We start from the raw sequence: 17,113 nt of genomic DNA, 5'->3' as shown, positions 1-17,113 counted from the left end.
CCCTTCGGGGTTTGTCAGAGCGGCTCGGCTGGACTATGCCCTGGTCCATGCCGAGCCGTCGCTTTTCCCCCCATTGGCGCGGACGCTGGCAGGCCTATCTCCCGGGAGCATTCGTGAGCAGCAAGCAAGGGTCTCAAGGAGCAGGTCAAGGCGTCGAGCGGCTCCTCAAGATGAGCCCGGTGGTGAGCCTCGCGTCGGCGAAGACGCTGGAGCTGCCCACCGTGAGCGCGCCCTCCCTGGAGGGAATCTCCGTGGTGGTCCCCACGCCGCCGGACCTGACGGAAGAGGACTTGCTGCGCGCCTTCCACGAGAAGCACCGCGCCATCTCCCCCTCGCGCGAGCGGCTGGCGGGTGAGTCGCTGGCGCTGGGCGACGAGGTGAAGCTCAACATCGTGGGCTACTGCGATGGCCGGCTCATCCCCTTCTCCTCGCGCTTCGGTCTGACGACGGAGCTGGCGCCCATCGAGATGTTGCCCGGGCTCAGCGAGTCGCTGGCGGAGGGCGGCAAGGTGGGCGAGTCCCTGCAGATTGCCCTGGAGCTGCCGGACACCTACCCGGTGGAGTCGCTGCGTGGAAAGCCCGCGCGCTTCCTGGTGGACGTCGTCGGCGCGCACGAGGTGACGCCGCTGCCGGACAGCGACCCGGAGTTCCTGACGAAGCTCGGGATGGGCGCCACACTGAACGAGGCGATGAACCACCTGCGCGAGGAGCTGGAGGACGCCGGGGCGGCCGAGCTCTGGGTGCAGGCGCGGGACATGGTGCTGGACGAGCTCATCCAGCGCGCCCCGGTGGAGCTGCCGCGCGCGCTGGTGGACGAGGAGCTGCGCCGCCGCTGGGTCCAGGCCGAGGGCCAGAGCCTGGTCGACCACCAGTTCGACGTGGACGAGCAGCGTGAGGCGCTCGACGGCTGGCTCACGGACGACACCACCCGCGCGGACGTCGAGCGGCGGCTGAGCATCGGCATCGTGCTGAAGGCCGTCACCGAGGAGCACAAGCTCCAGCTCACGCCGGAGAAGCTCGAGCAATTGGTGGCCATCCAGATGGAGCCCTTCGGGCTCACCGCCGCGGATGCCCACGCCGCCCTGCGCGAGTCCCCGGAGACGACGAAGCGACTGGCGGAGATGGGCTGGTATCTGCTCGCCGTGGAGTACGTGATGAACCGCGCGAAGGTCACCTTCGAAGGCGCGGAGCAGGCGAACTGAGCCGCCCCAGGGGGCTCAGCTCTCGCTGAACCACAGGCCCGCGGCTCCCGCGAGGCCCAGGCCCACGAACAGCGCGGCCAGGCCCCAGGTCTTGCCGCGCGACATGCGCAGCGACTCGCCATACCGGTGGCCACACACCAGGACGAGCAGGGCCAATCCCAGACAGATGGACGCGGGCCCCAGCGCGACGAGCACCTTGCGCGGAGTCCCGCTCACGTCCAGGACGCCCAGCAGCGCCAGCGGCCAGAAGCCGATGACGAGCAGGCCGAGCACCAGCCCCCACCCCCACTTCCCCTCGGGCGAGGTCAGCTCCATGAAGTCCAGGAAGCGCGCCCACGGGCCTTGCGGTGGCTGTCGACGACGAGGCGGGGCGGACGTCGGCACGGGGGAGGCTCCGGGGACAGGGATACGGTGGACCGGGGAAGACTTCTAATGCGGGCCGGCGCCTGTTTGAAGCGGGTGCGCCGGCCCGGATGTCCTACTACCAGGAGCTGCTGGCTCCGCCACCGCCCGACGAGCCCCCGCCCCCCTTCCACGAGCTGGAAGAAGAGGAGGACGAGGAGGACGACGAGGAGCTCCGGCTGGACGAGGACGACGAGGAGCTCCGGCTGGACGAGGAGCCCGACGACGGCGACTCATAGGCGAAGAAGGCCTTGAGGAAGGAGGGACGAGGGGCCTGGGCCTTGGCGGTCTCGAGGGCCTGCTGTCCCGCCGAGGCCCTCTGCTTCGCGCGGGCCTTGGAGCGTCGCTGGCCCTTCGTCGAGGACCGCTGCTTGTTCCTGGAGGCGCGACGGCTCGCGGAGCGCTTCCCCGAGGAGACCTCGCTCGCCCAGAGGATGCGGGGCGCCAGCGCGTCGATGATGCCGTAGAGGAAGAACAGGCAGATCACCGTGGGGATGCCCCCGGCGAAGATGCCGATGAAGCCTCCGCCCAGCAGCTCCACCAGCTCCGTCGCGGGCCGGAACTGCGTCTGATTGGAATAGACGAGCATGGCCGGGGTCAGCAGCATCGCGCCGCCCACGGGCCAGAGGCCCTCGCGAACCAGGTGCCAGGCGGTCGACATCAGCGCCAGCATCACCGCGCCCGCGAACATGATGGCCAGCGCGGAGTGCCCGGCGGCCCTCCCGAACATTCCGCTGAGGGCCACCGCGGCGCCCGCCACCGTCGCGCCCACGAAGAAGTGGCTTTGCTCATCGGGGCTCAACGTCTTCCAGCCGGCCGACAGCCCTCCCCGCTTCCACCTGGCCACGGCGGCGGGGAACCTCCACCACGCCAGGGCAATTCCCAGCACGCAGCTCGCCATGAGCATGCCGTAGACGAACGGGCGCGCGTCATGGGCCGGGGTGTCCTCGTACCGGGGCCCATCGAAGACAGGCGCGGTGGAGGCCGTCGCCTCGCTCGTCGGGTCCAGGGGAGCGCCCTGTGAGACCTGCTCACCCACGCCCGCGATGATGGCCAGCAGCGCGTCCTCGAGCCGGCCCTCGCGCATCTTCGGCCCCTGCGCATCCAACAGGGTCCGCGCCTCGCCGTCGGTCAGCAGGGCCTCCAGGCCGTAGCCCACCTCCAGGCGCATGCGCCGGTCATCGCGCGCCACGACGAGCAGGACGCCGTTGTCCTTGCCCGCCTCGCCGCCCTTCCACGCCTGGAAGACCTGGTCGGCGTAGTCGTCGATGGGCTGCCCTTCCGTCGAGCGCACGAGCAGCACGGCCATCTGCACCTGACGCTGGGCGCGAAGGTCCACCAGGGCCCGGGCGACAGCCTCCCGCGGCTCGGCCCCCAACATCCCCTGCGCGTCCGTCACCGGGCGCTCGATGGAGGGGACAGCGCCCAGCAGCACCGCGGGCAGGAGCAGGGTCAACAGGACGGCCTTCACCATGTGGAGACCTCCGACGACAGCGGGAGTGTGGCGGGCAGGCCGCTCAGGCGACCTATCCAGCCGGCGGGGAATGACGTGGCGGCCGCGTTGAAATTCGCGGCGCGTTCGTCATAGCGGCGAATCTCCACGGACACGCGGTTGTCCGCGCCGGACAGCTCCGCGTCGCGCTCCGGCCCCGGCGTGAGCGAGGCCTGTCGCGCGCGCAGCGACTCGCGGCGCTCCAGCACGTTGCGCACCTGGGCCCGCTGCCGCGCCACCTCCGCCAGCGAGGACGTCAGGCCATTGCGCACCACCAGCCCCGACACGGCCAGAAGCCCCAGGAGCGCGGCGCCGACCCAGGCGCCCCGACGCAGCCGCAGGGCGCGCTGGCGGGCGTGCTCCTCACGGGCGCGCGCCTCCAGGGCTTGGGCCTCGCGTCGGCGAGCCAGCGCCTCCAGGGCCTGGTCCACGTAGCGCGCGGGGATGTCCAGCTCCGCGCCGATGCGCCGCAGGTCCTCTGCCGTGAGCGTCTCCGGCGCGGTGTCCTTCTGCATCAGCCGGGTGGCGGTGGCGATGAGCTCGTTGACGTCGTCGTAGGCGACGTGAGTCTGTGCTGGCTCGCGGCCGCGCTCGGACATGCTCATGGCGCGAGGATAGGACAGCGACTCCCCAGCAACCAGGGCACGGGGCCCGGTGTCTCAGCGGCGGCCGAGGAACTGTGGGTCGCTCCAGTCCCAGAGTCGCTCCGGGTGTTCATCCACGTCGAGCGGCAGGCTGTTCCAGCGATACACGGCGCGCGAGCTGGCGCCATGGATGTGGATGAGCAGGCTCAGCGTGGCCAGCACCGCGAAGGTGGCCGTCAGTCCGCGCCGGGCCTCGGGGCCCTTCCACTGGAGCGAGCGCACCACGGGGACGAGGAAGAAGACGAGGTAGGGCACCATGTCCGTGAAGAAGCGCGGGCCATACGAGTGCCCTCCCCACCAGTGCGGGAAGGTGGAGATGGAGAACCAGTGCAGGGCCACCACCGCGAGCAGGACGGCGTGCAAGCGCGTGAAGGTCCGGGCGCGCACGTCCAGCCACAGGCCCCAGGCGCTCAGGAGCAGCACGGGGGTGAAGACGAGCAGCCCACGGCCCGGGGACACGAGATTGCCGGCCAGGGCCTCGACCACGCGGGAGGTGGACCACTCCAGGCGCTGCGGCTCGTAATAGGGCGCGAGCACGGAGCCGTAGTGACTGAGGTTCACCGCCACCCAGGGGACGGCCACCAGGAGCGCGCTCGCGAAGAACCTCCACGCCTGACGCGGGTGGGTCCACACGACGTAGAGCGACAGCAGCAGCACGGACAACCCGTTGGTCGGCCGCATGACGTAGGCGAGCGCCAGCGGGAGGCCCGCCCAGCCGACGGTGGCGGGAGTGTCTCGCGCGCGGACGAGGCAGACGAGCGTCAGGGTGAGGAACAGGAGCGAGGGGCCGTGCTGCCACAGGGCGCGGCTGGCGGTGGAGAGCAGCGGCGTGCAGAGCACGAAGACGGCGGCGAGCAGGAGCGCGCGCCGGCGGGACAGGTTCAGTGACGTGCCGAGCACGAACATGGCGACACCGGCCAGGGCCGTCACCGCGGAGGCGAAGAAGCGCTGGGGCTCGTTCCACGTGTCGAGGTCCACCTGGCCGGTGGACTCGTAGATGCGGCGCCAGTGGGCCAGGGGCTTGCCCAGTGCCGGGTGGAGGCTGCCCACGGGGGTGACGAGCCGCACGAACCCATCCACCAGCGCCACCATGGGCACGGCGACGAGCGAGGGGCCCAGGGGAAAGTAGTTGTAATAGTGGCCGTCGCGCTCGAAGAGGCCGTTCTGGTGCACCTGGAAGGTGGGCGCGTATTCGTCCAGCTCGATGTTCCCCTCGCGCAGGAGCGACAGCGTGGTGGGGAGCGTCAGCTTGGAATCGAAGGGGGTGTAGACGGGGAACGCCGCGAGCACCGCGAAGAAGCCCACGAACATCAGCGCGCGTGTCGCCCAGGGACCGGACATGGAGGCCCTCTTAGTGCCTCGCGCCACGGGGGTCATCCGAAACCAGCGGAGGGTGGGTGTGCGCTTACCCTTTCCGGCAGGACCCTCCAATCCCTACCAATGACAAACAACTCCACGACACCGTGACGGCCTTGTCACCCTCAAGGGCGCGCTGCTGATGACGGCTGGGACGGCGCGCGCCGACACCACCTTCCACGACGTGACCGAGGCCTATCAAGGCAATCCCTGGCAGATCTGGCTCACCGCCGGGAATGGCTTCAGCTTCTGTCGGCAGCGGGGATTCAACACGATGGTGGACTTCACGGGGACATGTGGCGAGGACGAGTCCTCCTATCTCGACCATGTCTTCGCCACGAACACCTGGGTCCTTCGCTCGAGTGGCAGCATGAACGGATGCTATCCGCTGTTCAGCAGCATCACCTGCCGGTAGCCCGCGCGCTGGGGCGCACGCGCATCGCCTCGCGCGTGCGCCCCGGGACCGCACTCCCACCGAACCGAGGAGAAGCAGGAAGACAGGCGTCCGGGCGGGCGTCCGGGGCCGGCCCAGCGAGGGGGCGTCCGAGCGGTGGACGCCCGGAAGATGCCTGTTCGTTGACTCCTGGCGACTCCAGAATCTTTGTGACACGGCCGACTCGGCCGGGCTGATAACCCAGGTCCACCCGAGCGGGGCACGGAGGAGGCACATTTGGTGGGTGGGGCTGGAACAGCCAGAGGCACACGGGACGCGGAGCTCTTCGACGCAGTGGATGTCTCCTTGTGGGTGGAGGACTTCACCGCGGTGACGAACGCGCTCGACGCCCTGCGCGCGTCGGGAGTCACCGACCTGCGCGCCTGGCTCGCGGAGCACCCCGGCTTCGTGATGGAGGCCGCGGGCTGGGTGGAGGTCCTGGACGTGAACACGGCCACCGCTCGCCTGCTCGAGGCCCGCAGCCGCGAGGAGGTGATGGGCACCCTCTCCCTCTCCCGCATCTTCGTCCCGGAGACGACGGCGTCCTTCACCGACGAGCTCGTCATGTTCTGGGAAGGCGGCACGCGCCTGGAGCTGGAGACCGTGCTCAGGACCCTCCAAGGCCGCCACGTCGAGGTCATGCTCACCCTGACCCGGCCCTCCGCGGAGCACAGCGACCGCGTCTTCGTCACCATGCGGGACGTCACCACCCAGAAGGCGTCCCAACGCGCCCTCGAGGAGAGCGAGGCCCGCTTCCGGAACATGGCCGACCACGCCCCCGTCATGCTGTGGGTGACGGACGTCACCGGCCGCGGTCTCTACCTCAGCCGGAGCTGGTACGAGTTCACCGGACAGACCGAAGCCGAGAGCCTGGGCTTCGGCTGGCTCGGCGCCGTGCACCCGGACGACGCCGAGCACGCGGGCGCCGTCTTCCTCGCCGCCAACACCGAGCACCTCCCCTTCCGACTCGACTACCGGCTGCGACGCAAGGACGGCCAGTACCGCTGGGCCATCGACTCGGCCAGCCCCCGCTTCGGACCCGCGGGAGAGTTCCTGGGCTACATCGGCTCGGTCATCGACATCACCGACCGCAAACACGTCGAACAGGAAAGAGAGCGACTGCTGACAGCCATGGACGAGGCCATCCGGATTCGCGACGAGTTCCTCGCCGTGGCAAGCCACGAGCTCAAGACGCCACTGACTCCGCTGCACCTCAAGCTCCAGACGCTGGCCCGGGTGTCCCGGGAAGGTCGCGGCCCGGAGCTGCTGGAGCGGCTGCCCGCGGACCTGGAGGTCATGCAGCGCCAGGTGAAGCGCCTGTCCACCCTGGTGGGCGAGCTGCTCGACGTCACGCTCATCAGCGGAGGCCAGCTGCGCCTGACGCCGGAGCCGGTGGACCTGGGCGCGCTGCTCCAAGAGGTGTCCCTGCGCTTCAGCGCCGAATCCCAGCGCACCCGCACGCCCATCCACACGCAGCTGGACGAAGTCGTGGGCCAATGGGACCGGGCGAGGCTGGAGCAGGCCGTGGCGAACCTGCTCTCCAATGCCCTCAAGTACGGCGAGGGCCACCCCATCCACCTGCGGACCGGACGCACCGCGGAGCACGCCTGGTTCAGCATCCGCGACGAGGGCATCGGCATCCCCCCCGAGGCCATGGACCGCATCTTCGAGAAGTTCGAGCGCGCCGTCTCCGAGCGGCACTACGGCGGCCTGGGACTGGGCCTGTACGTCACCCGGCAGAACGTCCAGGCCATGGGGGGCACCATCGACGTGCGCAGCACGCCAGGCCAGGGCGCCACCTTCACGGTGCACCTGCCCTGCCAGGTGTCGATGGCGAGCGCGGCGGGGAGACTGGCGACATGAGGGGGCCCCGAGCGGTGGAGGAGGTGCTGCGCGGCGGCGGCGAGTGCGGCGCGTTGCTCCGACGCATCGACTGGGAGAAGACGCCCCTGGGCCCCGTGGAGCGCTGGCCGCAATCCCTGCGCACCACGGTGGGCATCGTCCTGGCGTCCAACTACCCGCTCTATCTGGCGTGGGGCCCGCGGTACGTGCAGATGTACAACGACGCGTACCGCCCCATCTGCGGCGCGACGAAGCACCCCGCCGCGCTGGGACAGGAGGCCGCCATCACCTGGCCGGAGGTATGGGACACCATGCTCGCCCCCGGCTGGGAGCGCATCCAGGCCACCGGAGAGCCCATCCGCGTGGAAGACCTGATGATGCCGCTGGACCGCAACGGATACCTGGAGGAGTGCTACTTCTCCTACAGCCACAGCCCCATCCGCGACGAGTCCGGCGGCGTGGGCGGCATCTTCGCCGCCCTCACCGAGACCACCGAGCGCGTGCTCAACGAGCGCAGGCTGCGCACGCTCTCCGAGCTGAGCGCCGCGGCCCTGGGACAGGCGACGCCGGAGCTCACGTGCCGCGAGATGGCGCGCGTGCTCGCGAGCAACCCGAACGACGTGCCGCTGGCGCTGCTCTACCTCACCGACGACACGGAGCGCATGGCGAGCCTCGTGGCGCTCAGCGGCCTGCCCTCGGACAGCCGCGCTGCCCCCGCCAGAATCCCCCTGGATGAAGCGCCCCGCCCCGACACCTGGCCCCTGGCAAGCGTGGCGCGCACCGCGGAGGCGCTGCGCCTCGAGCAGCTCCCCGAGGCCCTGGACGCGCTGCCCGGAGGCCCCTGGCCCGAGGCCACCACGTCCGTGATGGTGCTGCCCATGCCCCGGCCCGGACATGCCCTGCCCCTGGGCTTCCTGGTGTTGGGCATCAGCCCCCGTCGGGCGCTGGACGAGGCCTATCGCCGCTTCCTGGAGCTGGTGGCCATTGGCGTGACGACGGCGGTGGCCACCGCGCGGGCCCGCGACGAGGAGCGCCGCCGCACGGAGGCCCTGGCCGAGTTGGACCGCGCCAAGACGACCTTCTTCAGCAATGTGTCGCACGAGTTCCGCACGCCGCTCACGTTGATGCTGGGCCCGGTGGAGGACGGCCTGCGCGACGCCGAGGAGCCGCTGGGCCCCCACCAGCGTCATCGCCAGGAGACGGTGCACCGCAACGGGCTGCGGCTCTTGAAGCTGGTCAACACGCTGCTCGACTTCTCACGCATCGAAGCGGGCCGGACGCGGGCCGCCTTCGCGCCCACGAACCTGGGCGCGCTCACCGCGGACCTGGCCAGCGCCTTCCGCTCCACCGTGGAGCGCTCCGGCCTGAAGCTCGTCGTGTCGTGTCAGCCCCTCCCCCAGCCCGTCTGGGTGGACCGCGAGCTGTGGGAGAAGGTCGTCCTCAACCTGCTCTCCAATGCCTTCAAGTTCACCCTCGCCGGAGAGATTCGCGTCGCGTGCGCGGCGAAGGACGACGGAGTGGAGGTGTCGGTGACGGACACGGGCACCGGCATCCCCGAGGCGGAGCTGCCGCGCATCTTCGAGCGCTTCCACCGCGTGCAGGGCGCGCGCGGCCGCAGCTACGAGGGCAGCGGCATCGGGCTCGCGCTGGTGCAGGAGCTGGTGAAGCTGCACGGCGGGAGGCTCACCGTGCGCAGCGTGGAGGGACATGGCAGCACCTTCACCGTGTGGTTGCCCTTGGGCCATGCGCACCTGCCCGCCGAGCACCTGGCGGCGCAGCAGCCGGGCCACGCCACGCACCTCCAGGCCTTCGTGAGCGAGGCGCAGACGTGGCTCGAGGCCCCGGCCTCCATCGACGTCACCGACGACGAGGCATCCCCTCGGCCTCGCCGTGAAGCCCCGACGTCCCACGCCAGGGAGACGGTGCTCCTGGTGGACGACAACGTGGACATGCGCGACTACGTCCAGCGCCTCCTGGGCGGACGCTACGCGGTGCGGACGGCCGCCAACGGACACGAGGCGCTGGAGCAGGTGCGGGCCCGACGACCGGACCTGGTGCTCAGTGACGTGATGATGCCGGGGATGGATGGCTTCGGGTTGCTGCGCGCGCTGCGAGCCTCGCCCATGACGGCGGACATCCCCGTCATCCTGCTGTCCGCCCGCGCGGGCGAGGAGGCCACCGTCGAAGGGCTGGAGGCGGGCGCCAATGACTATCTGGTGAAGCCCTTCTCCGCGCGGGAGTTGCTCGCGCGCGTGGAGGGGAACCTCGCCGTGTCCAGGGCGCGCGAGGAGAAGCGCCAGGTCGAGCAGGCGAGGCAGGCGCTGGCCGTCGTGGTGGAGCAGAGCTCGGATGCGATTGGCATCGCCGACACCGAGGGCCGCATCACCTATCTCAACGAGGCCGGTCAGCGGATGCTCGGCGTGACGGGGCTGGAGGCGGCGCGCCACACGTCCCTGCTGGACTACTTCCCCGAGGAGGACCACGCCTTCGTCCAGGACACGCTCCTGCCCGCCGTGACGGCCCAGGGACGCTGGGAGGGCGAGCTGCAGGCGCGAAACCTCCGGACGGGAGCGCGGCTGCCCGTGCGCTACGCCCTCTCCACCCTCACCCAGGCCCGGACGGGCCAGCCGGTGGGAATGGCCGTCATCGCGCACGAGCTGTCCGAGCAGAAGCGGCAGGAGGCCGAGACGCGTCGGCGCGTGGAGTTCGAGCAGCAGCTCATCGGCATCGTCAGCCACGACCTGCGCAACCCGCTCAGCGCGATTCAGCTGGGCGCGTCCGTGCTGGCCCGGCGCGAGGAGCTCAGCGAGCGCAACCTGCGCTCGGTGCTGCGCATCCAGACCTCCGCGGAGCGCGCGGTGCGGATGACGCATGACCTGCTGGACTTCACCCAGGTGCGCCTGGGCGGGGGGCTCCCCATCCACCGGCGACCGGTGGACCTGCATGATGTGTCACAGCAGGTCATCGAGGAGCTGCAGATGAGCCACCCGGAGCGGGAGCTGCGCGTGGAGTCGGACGGGGACGCCTTCGGTGAGTGGGATTCGGACCGCATCGCCCAGATGCTGGGCAACCTGGTGAGCAACGCGCTTCACTACAGTGCCGCGAGCTCGCGCGTGACGGTGCGCGTCCACGGCGAAGCACATCGCGTCGTCCTGTCCGTCCACAACGAAGGGCCTCCCATTCCCGACGACGCCCGCGAGCGGCTCTTCCGTCCGCTCCAGCGCGCCCGCTCGGGGGACACCAACACGGGGCGCAGCATCGGACTGGGGCTCTTCATCGTGAAGAACATCGTCGAGTCCCACGGGGGCACCGTCGACGTGACGTCCCGAGAGGGTCAGGGCACGACGTTCTTCGCCCTGCTGCCCCGTCGGGCTTCCAGCCAGGGCACGAGCTGAGCCGAGGCACCGTGTCCGGCGCCATCAGGGGCCGTGATGTCCTCGGGCCCCGGACGGGGTGCACCTGACGGCAAGTCCGTGCAGACTCCGCGGCAAGCGCCTCTCGTGGAGTCCCCGGTGTCCGTTCCCGCTGTTCCCAAGCCGCCGCGCCGTCGTCATCCGGGCGCAGTCCTCGCCACCGCCGTGCTGCTCATCGGCGCCGCGCCCGCCCCGACGAAGGAGCTGGTGTTGGGCTCGGCGGAGAGCACCCCGGGCCTCGAGGCCGTGGCCATGCCGTGCAAGCAGGGACAGCGCGCGCTGCGCGTCCGCGGCGGTGCGGCGAAGCGCACGGCGACGCTGTCCGCGCCCTATGACGCCCTGACGTGCGACGTGACGAAGGCGACGGAAGGAGGCTGGGACTGGGGCGGTGGCGAGGAGTCGACCTCGTGGAATCTCCGGGTCCGGGCAGTGGACCTCCCGGGCGGGCCGACCGCGCTCCTCATCACCCACCAGGGCGGCTTCGAGCATGTGCACCGTCAACACGCCCTGTTCGTCGCGGACGAGCAGGGGGTGAAGCGGGCCTGGGAAGGCAGCGAGGGGATGGGGCCGTCCTCCTCGAGCGTGGAGGCGCAGGACGGCCGGCTCTTGTTCTCGCGCACGCTCGACCTCGGCGGCGGAGCGCAGGCCGACAGCTGGGCCCTCTCGGAGCTGCGGTGGGACGCGGAGCGCAAGAAGGTGGTGGAGAGGCCCGCGGAAGCGTGGGCCGTCATCCTCCGCACGGCGGACTCCGTGTCCGATGCTCGCGCGGCGGAGACTCCGTTGGAAGCGGCCTGCCAGGGCACATCGCTGCTCACCGTGGACACCCACGACTTCCGGCGGCTCACCCGGGACAAGTGGGCGGTGGCCAGCTTCCACCCGTCCCGTCAGGGCGCGGAGGCGGTGCTGGAGCGACTGCGCGCGTGCGCGCCGGGCGCGTACCTGCGGCGCGTCCAGTAGGCCCAGAGCCCCGCTCCGTGCGAGCAGCGGGGCCCCACTTCATCCACTACGGGCGCTGCTGCGCGAGCAGCCACTCGTAGAGGTTCGGGGAGTGATACGTGTGGTCCGTGTAATAGGCCCGGGTGTAGGCCGCATGCCCCAGGTCATCGTAGCGAGTCACCAACGTCGGTGACGGGGGCGCGCAGGCGTTCAGACGCGTGACGAAGTCCGAGGCCGTCCACGCCCAATCTCCGTCGTTCTTCCCGTAGAACTGCCAGACCTTCACGTCGGCCTGCGCGAGATAGCAGGCGTTGGTCGTCACGTTGTCCAGGTCCGGCGTCCAGACGATGCCGCCATAGTGGGCGCCATCCGTGGGCGCGATGGCCGCGATGCGCTGGGCGTTCGCGAGGGAGAGCTCCACGAAGGCCGTCGTGCCGAAGCCGCCCAGCGACACGCCCGTCAGGTACACGCGCTTGGGGTTGATGCGGTAGCTCGTCTGCGCGACGTCGAGCAGGCGCTCGACCAGATAGGGATGCCAACTCGAGCCGCTCTCGCCGAGCTGGGGCGCGAGCACCACGAAGGACTCGGTCACCCCGTTGACAGTGAACTCCAGCGGATGCCCCGCGTTGATCTGCGCGGGCACGCCATGCCGCAGCACCCTGGACAGCTCCGTCGTGCCGTTGCCACGCTCCCCCATGCCATGGAGGAAGACGAGCAGCGGCCACTGGCGGCTCGGGTTGGCGTCATACCCGCGCGGCAGCGACTCGTAGTAGCCCAACTGTGCATTCCAGAGCTTGGGCACCGTGGTCGTCCTCGGCGTGAGCGTGCGCTGGGTGACGGGCGGCGGCGTGCTGACGCGACGGTGCGAGAGCATCCAGTGATAGATGTTGTTGGCCGGCGGCTGCGTCGGCGACGCGCCCGAGCCGATGATCCAATGGTTCCCCGTGGCGGGGCGCGTGTAGCGCGGCGCCGGGTCCGGCGCGGGTGAGCAGCCGTTGAGGCCGTTCACCGCGGCGTCCGTGTAGCTCACGTGCACCGTGCCGTCGTCCGCCGCGTGGAACGTCCACACGGGCACCTTCGAGGTGGCCAGCCGGCAGATTTGAGACACGCCGTTCACGCTGTAGACGCGTCCGCCCGAGAAGGGAACGATGGCGGCGATCTGCCGGGCGTTCGTGTCCGAGCGCTGCGGGAAGCTCCAGGTGTGGAACGCGCCCAGCGAGAAGCCCATCAGGTACACGCGGTCCGCGTCGGTCCGGAGGTTCGTCTTCGCCGAGTCGATCATCGCCTGCGTGAAGAAGTCCTGCCAGTCGCCGTAGTTCCCGTGGAGCTGCGGAATCAGGACGATGAAGGACTCGGTGACGCCGTTGATGTCGAACTCCAGCGGCACGTTGTCCCGCACGAGCGTCATGTTGCCGAGGACGCTCGGCAGCGACTCGGGGGTGCTGCCCTTCTCGCCGACGCCGTGGTGGAAGACGATGACCGGCCACTTGCGGTTCGGGTCCGTGTTGTACCCGCGAGGCAGTGACTCGTAGTAGTGGATGACCTTGCCGCTCGCCGTGACGGACTTCTCCGTGAGGGTGCGCAGGAAGGGCGTGCCGCTCCCCGTGCTCGGCACCACGGACACGCTCACGTCATCGGACGCGCTCGCGCCCAGGGCATCCGTCACCGTGAGCCGGAAGACGTAGGTGCCCTGCGCCAGGTTGCTCGCGACGAGCGGAGTCCAGGGGTTCTGGTACAGCCGGGCCGTGGTGGGACCGGAGACCTGCGTCCACACGAAGGTGGTGGCCTGCCCCTCCGGGTCGGAGAAGGACTGCTGCAGCGCCACCGTGTTGGTGGGCAGCGGCACGGTGCGGTCGGCCCCCGCGTTCACCACGGGCGGCTGGTTCACCACCACGCCGCCGTCCTGCTCGATGACCTCGAGCACGCCCAGGTAGCCGAAGATGGCGCCGGGCTTCATCGTCACGGTGATGTCCAGCGCGCCGTTCGAGGGCACCAGGTTCGTCAGCTGCACCACGCCGTCGATGTTGTTGGTCGCCTGCAACTCCACCGCCTGCGCGCCCACCGCATAGCGCGTCGTCCGGTCCGCCGTGTCACCCGCCATCCGCGACGCATAGAAGCGCAGCGAGTAGGTGCCGTTGATGGCCAGCCCGGAGAGGCGGACCTGCGCCTGCGTGTCCGTCGTCCCCTCGTTGGTGCCGATGAAGAACGTGTCCCGCGTGGCCGACGCGGGATAGACGGTGCTCGCGGTGGTGCCGCCGCCGTTGTAGGCGCCCGTCCACCCCTGCCAGAACCCGTCCGTTATCTGGAGCGACAGCCCCGAGCCCACGCCCGCGCTGTCCACCAGGTTGTTCAACGAAGAGCCGGTGGAGCCGAAGTGGAGGTTGTTCCACCCCGGCGTGGCCGTGGGCCCGTCACCGAAGTCGACCAGGAAGCGCCGCTCGGCGGCCTCGGCCTCGGAGACGCCCCAGACCTGCAGGAGCAGTGAGACCACCGCGAACATGGGAAGTCCGGGCATGGCCCGGCGGAAGATACGCATGATGGAGAACCCTCCTTGGTTCACCACCATGATATCCAGACATAGCTCAAATTACATGAATTTCAGATTCTCTCGGATTCGTGATGTTGTTGCATCTGTACCCGGATGCTCCGGTGGAACCGCCACACGCGCCCCGCGCCGACGTCCCTGGGGGTGAGATCCACGCTCGCCTCGCGAGGTCAGGACGGTTAGAAACGCCCCTTCCATGGCGCCTCCTGGCCTCGCTCCCCCCGCTCCCCCAGCCCCCGTCTCCGGAAGTGGGGGCGTCCGCGTGAAGGTCGAGGGCCTGCGCCGCGCCTTCCCGGGTGACCTCGCCGTGCTGTCGGGGCTGGACCTGGAAGTAGCGCCCGGCTCGTTCGTGGCGCTGCTCGGGCCCTCTGGCTGTGGCAAGTCCACGCTGCTGCGGCTGGTGGCCGGGTTGGACCGCGCGGAGGCCGGGCACATCACCTTCACGCCGACGCTGGAGCGCACCCACGGTGAGCGCGCGCCCATCGCGTACGTGTTCCAGGACGCGCACCTGCTGCCGTGGCGCTCGGTGTTGGACAACGCGGCGCTGCCGCTGGAGCTGACCGGCGTACCCCGGCCGGAGCGACAGGCCGCCGCGCGCGCGGTGCTCGAGCAGGTGGGCCTGGGCGACGCCACGGAGCGCCATCCGGCCGAGCTGTCCGGCGGCATGCGCATGCGCGTGTCCCTGGCGCGCGCGCTCGTCACCCGGCCCCGGCTGCTGCTCCTGGACGAGCCCTTCGCGGCGTTGGACGAGCTGACGCGCGGCCGGCTCGATGACCAACTCCGCGCGCTGTGGCGCCAGTTGGGGATGACGGTGCTCTTCGTCACCCACTCCCTCTCCGAGGCCGCCTACCTGGCCGAGCGGGCCGTGGTGCTGTCGCGGCGCCCCGCGCGCGTGGTGCTGGACCGGACGCTGGAGCTGCCCGCCGAGCGCGGCGCGGACCTGCGCACCGAGGCCTCCTTCGCGCGCGAGGCCCGCCTGCTCCACGAGGCCCTGGAACAAGGAGAGCGCTGGTGAACCGCCCGGCCCTTCGCGCGGCGCTGCCTCCGCTGGTGGCGCTCGTCGTGCTGCTGACGCTCTGGGAAGGCACGGTGCGCCTCTTCGAGATTCCAGTCTGGCTGGTGCCGCCGCCCTCGGCCGTGGGGACGGCGGGAGCCCGGGAGGCGGGCGCGCTCCTCGGCGCGGCGCTCACCACGGGACGCGCGGCCCTGGTGGGCTTCGGGTTGAGCGCGGTGCTGGGCGTGCTCGTGGCCGTGCTGCTGGCGTCCTCACGGATGGTGGAGCGCGCGCTCTACCCGTACACGCTCTTCCTGCAGACGGTGCCCATCGTGGCCATCGCGCCGCTGCTGGTGTTGTGGTTCGGCCCGGGCCCTCGCGCCGTCGCGGTGTCGTCCTTCATCGTCTCGTTGTTCCCGGTCATCGCCAACACGCTCACCGGGCTGCGCTCGGTGGAGCCGGCGCTGCGGGACATGTTCCGGCTGTATGGCGCCGGACGCTTCGCCACGCTGTGGAAGCTGGAGCTGCCCGCGGCGCTGCCGCACCTGTTCACCGGGTTGAAGATTGCCTCGGGCCTGTCGGTCATCGGCGCCATCGTCGGCGAGTTCGTCGCAGGCTTCTCCGAGGGCTCGGCGGGGCTGGGAATCCTGGTGCTGTCCGCGTACCGTCAGCTGCGCACGGACCTGTTGTTCGCGGCGGTGCTGGCGGCGTCGGGGTTGGGGCTGGTGTTGTTCGGGGCGGTGAGCCTGACCGGGGCCCGGCTGCTGCGGCGCTGGCACCCGTCGGCGCAGGGGAATTGAGTCACGTGGGAGGGAGGCAGAACGTGAGCGGACGTCTCGTGAAGCTGTGGGGGTGCGTGGGGCTGCTGTTGGCCGCGAGCGCCTGTTCGCGTCAGAAGGAGGAGCCCCCCCAGGGCGCCCAGGCGGGCACCCCGGCGCCGCAGAAGGCCGCGTTGGCCAAGGTGAAGCTGGCGCTCAACTGGGTGCCGGAGCCGGAGTTCGGCGGGTTCTACGCGGCGCGCGAGTCGGGGGCCTTCACCCGTCACGGGCTCGACGTGGACATCCTGGGCGGCGGCGCGGGCGCGCCGGTGCCGCAGATGGTGGCCATGGGCAAGGCGGAGTTCGGCATCAGCGGCGCGGATGAAATCATCACCGCGCGCGCCCGGGGCCTGGATGTGATTCCGCTGTTCGCGGTGTACCAGACGTCGCCGCACGCCATCATGGCCCACGCGTCTCGTGGGGCGAAGGGCATCAAGGACGTGTTGTCCTCGGGCACGGTGGCGCTGGAGCCGGGCCTCTCCTACGTGGCCTTCCTGAAGAAGAAGTACAGCTTCGACAAGGTGAAGGTGGTGCCCTACGACGGAGGCGTGGCGCGCTTCCTCGCGGACAAGGACTTCGCCCAGCAGTGCTTCGTCACCGCGGAGCCCATCGCCGCGAAGCGGCAGGGCGCCACGCCGGCCGTGTTCCTGGTGGCCGACGAGGGCTTCAATCCGTACATCGCCGTGGTCATCACCCGGAAGCAGTACTGGAAGGAGCATCCCGAGCAGGTGAAGGCGTTCGTGGCGGCGGTGCGGGAGGGCTGGCGCACGTATCTGGACAACCCGGGGCCGACCAACGCGGTGATGGGCAAGCTGAACACGACGATGGACGCGGAGACGTTCGCCGCCGCGGCCGAGGCCCAGAAGCCGCTCATCGAGACCGAGGAGACGCGGACCCGGGGCCTGGGGATGATGAAGCGCGAGCGGTGGGAGCAGCTCTCCCAGCAGCTCGTGGAGCTGGGCATCATCGACAAGGTCCCCGCCGTGGATGAGTACCTGCTGCCGGAGTTCAACGGCGCGCGGGAGTGACGTCCTGT

At 70.4% G+C, this 17,113-nt stretch carries 13 protein-coding genes; 8 read left to right on the top strand and 5 right to left on the bottom strand.

The window, feature by feature from the left end; translation table 11 throughout:
- The first annotated feature begins 113 nt into the window (after window positions 1-113).
- A complete protein-coding gene (locus LXT21_RS20295; RefSeq protein WP_254039794.1) occupies window positions 114-1,202 on the top strand; it encodes a trigger factor in 1,089 nt (362 codons plus the stop codon).
- Window positions 1,203-1,217: 15 nt separating this feature from the next.
- On the opposite strand, the gene LXT21_RS20290 is transcribed toward LXT21_RS20295, so the two are convergent.
- The 4 genes from LXT21_RS20290 to LXT21_RS20275 form a co-directional block, all read right to left on the bottom strand.
- Window positions 1,218-1,586, bottom strand: a complete 369-nt coding sequence (locus tag LXT21_RS20290; protein WP_254039793.1) for a hypothetical protein — start codon at window positions 1,584-1,586, stop codon at window positions 1,218-1,220.
- Window positions 1,587-1,683: 97 nt separating this feature from the next.
- Window positions 1,684-3,078, bottom strand: a complete 1,395-nt coding sequence (locus LXT21_RS20285; RefSeq protein WP_254039792.1) for a TPM domain-containing protein — start codon at window positions 3,076-3,078, stop codon at window positions 1,684-1,686.
- A complete protein-coding gene (locus LXT21_RS20280) occupies window positions 3,072-3,701 on the bottom strand; it encodes a LemA family protein (protein WP_254039791.1) in 630 nt (209 codons plus the stop codon). The genes LXT21_RS20285 and LXT21_RS20280 overlap by 7 nt, the downstream gene beginning before the upstream one ends.
- Window positions 3,702-3,755: 54 nt before the next feature.
- Entirely contained in the window at window positions 3,756-5,081 is a 1,326-nt protein-coding gene (locus tag LXT21_RS20275) for a hypothetical protein (RefSeq protein ID WP_254039790.1), read from the bottom strand.
- A 157-nt stretch (window positions 5,082-5,238) separates the two neighbouring features.
- Between LXT21_RS20275 and LXT21_RS20270 the strand changes: the two genes are divergently transcribed.
- The 4 genes from LXT21_RS20270 (at window position 5,239) to LXT21_RS20255 (ending at window position 11,741) form a co-directional block, all read left to right on the top strand.
- The gene (locus LXT21_RS20270; protein WP_254039789.1) at window positions 5,239-5,511 is read left to right on the top strand and encodes a hypothetical protein; all 273 of its coding nucleotides are present in this window, start codon (window positions 5,239-5,241) and stop codon (window positions 5,509-5,511) included.
- 312 nt (window positions 5,512-5,823) lie between these two features.
- Window positions 5,824-7,392: a sensor histidine kinase gene (locus LXT21_RS20265; protein WP_254039788.1), complete on the top strand. Its 1,569-nt coding sequence runs from the start codon at window positions 5,824-5,826 to the stop codon at window positions 7,390-7,392.
- On the top strand, window positions 7,389-10,766 hold the full coding sequence (locus LXT21_RS20260) for an ATP-binding protein (RefSeq protein WP_254039787.1): 3,378 nt from the start codon (window positions 7,389-7,391) through the stop codon (window positions 10,764-10,766). The genes LXT21_RS20265 and LXT21_RS20260 overlap by 4 nt, the downstream gene beginning before the upstream one ends.
- 117 nt (window positions 10,767-10,883) lie before the next feature.
- The gene (locus tag LXT21_RS20255) at window positions 10,884-11,741 is read left to right on the top strand and encodes a hypothetical protein (RefSeq protein ID WP_254039786.1); all 858 of its coding nucleotides are present in this window, start codon (window positions 10,884-10,886) and stop codon (window positions 11,739-11,741) included.
- 46 nt (window positions 11,742-11,787) lie between these two features.
- Here the strand turns inward: LXT21_RS20255 and LXT21_RS20250 are convergent, their stop codons facing one another.
- The gene (locus LXT21_RS20250) at window positions 11,788-14,256 is read right to left on the bottom strand and encodes a carboxylesterase family protein (protein ID WP_254039785.1); all 2,469 of its coding nucleotides are present in this window, start codon (window positions 14,254-14,256) and stop codon (window positions 11,788-11,790) included.
- A 271-nt stretch (window positions 14,257-14,527) separates the two neighbouring features.
- Here LXT21_RS20250 and LXT21_RS20245 point away from each other — a divergent pair, with 271 nt between their 5' ends.
- From LXT21_RS20245 to LXT21_RS20235, 3 genes are read left to right on the top strand one after another with little or no spacing between them, the layout of a single operon-like run.
- Window positions 14,528-15,280, top strand: a complete 753-nt coding sequence (locus LXT21_RS20245; RefSeq protein ID WP_254039784.1) for an ABC transporter ATP-binding protein — start codon at window positions 14,528-14,530, stop codon at window positions 15,278-15,280.
- On the top strand, window positions 15,277-16,059 hold the full coding sequence (locus LXT21_RS20240; RefSeq protein ID WP_254039783.1) for an ABC transporter permease: 783 nt from the start codon (window positions 15,277-15,279) through the stop codon (window positions 16,057-16,059). The genes LXT21_RS20245 and LXT21_RS20240 overlap by 4 nt, the downstream gene beginning before the upstream one ends.
- Before the next feature lie 23 nt (window positions 16,060-16,082).
- Complete coding sequence (locus LXT21_RS20235; protein WP_254039782.1) at window positions 16,083-17,105, top strand: ABC transporter substrate-binding protein; 1,023 nt, start codon at window positions 16,083-16,085, stop codon at window positions 17,103-17,105.
- The last annotated feature ends 8 nt before the right edge of the window (window positions 17,106-17,113 follow it).

This window comes from Myxococcus guangdongensis (genome assembly GCF_024198255.1).
Lineage (GTDB): Bacteria > Myxococcota > Myxococcia > Myxococcales > Myxococcaceae > Myxococcus > Myxococcus guangdongensis.
This window is presented reverse-complemented; position numbering and strand designations above follow the sequence as displayed.

Excerpts from the sequence above, each read along its gene's own strand:
- LXT21_RS20285 (WP_254039792.1), bottom strand. The coding sequence starts at position 3,078 with ATGGTGAAGGCCGTCCTGTTGACCCTGCTCCTGCCCGCGGTGCTGCTG.
- LXT21_RS20280 (WP_254039791.1), bottom strand. The coding sequence starts at position 3,701 with ATGAGCATGTCCGAGCGCGGCCGCGAGCCAGCACAGACTCACGTCGCC.
- LXT21_RS20275 (WP_254039790.1), bottom strand. The coding sequence starts at position 5,081 with ATGTCCGGTCCCTGGGCGACACGCGCGCTGATGTTCGTGGGCTTCTTC.
- LXT21_RS20270 (WP_254039789.1), top strand. The coding sequence starts at position 5,239 with ATGACGGCTGGGACGGCGCGCGCCGACACCACCTTCCACGACGTGACC.
- LXT21_RS20260 (WP_254039787.1), top strand. The coding sequence starts at position 7,389 with ATGAGGGGGCCCCGAGCGGTGGAGGAGGTGCTGCGCGGCGGCGGCGAG.
- LXT21_RS20250 (WP_254039785.1), bottom strand. The coding sequence starts at position 14,256 with ATGCGTATCTTCCGCCGGGCCATGCCCGGACTTCCCATGTTCGCGGTG.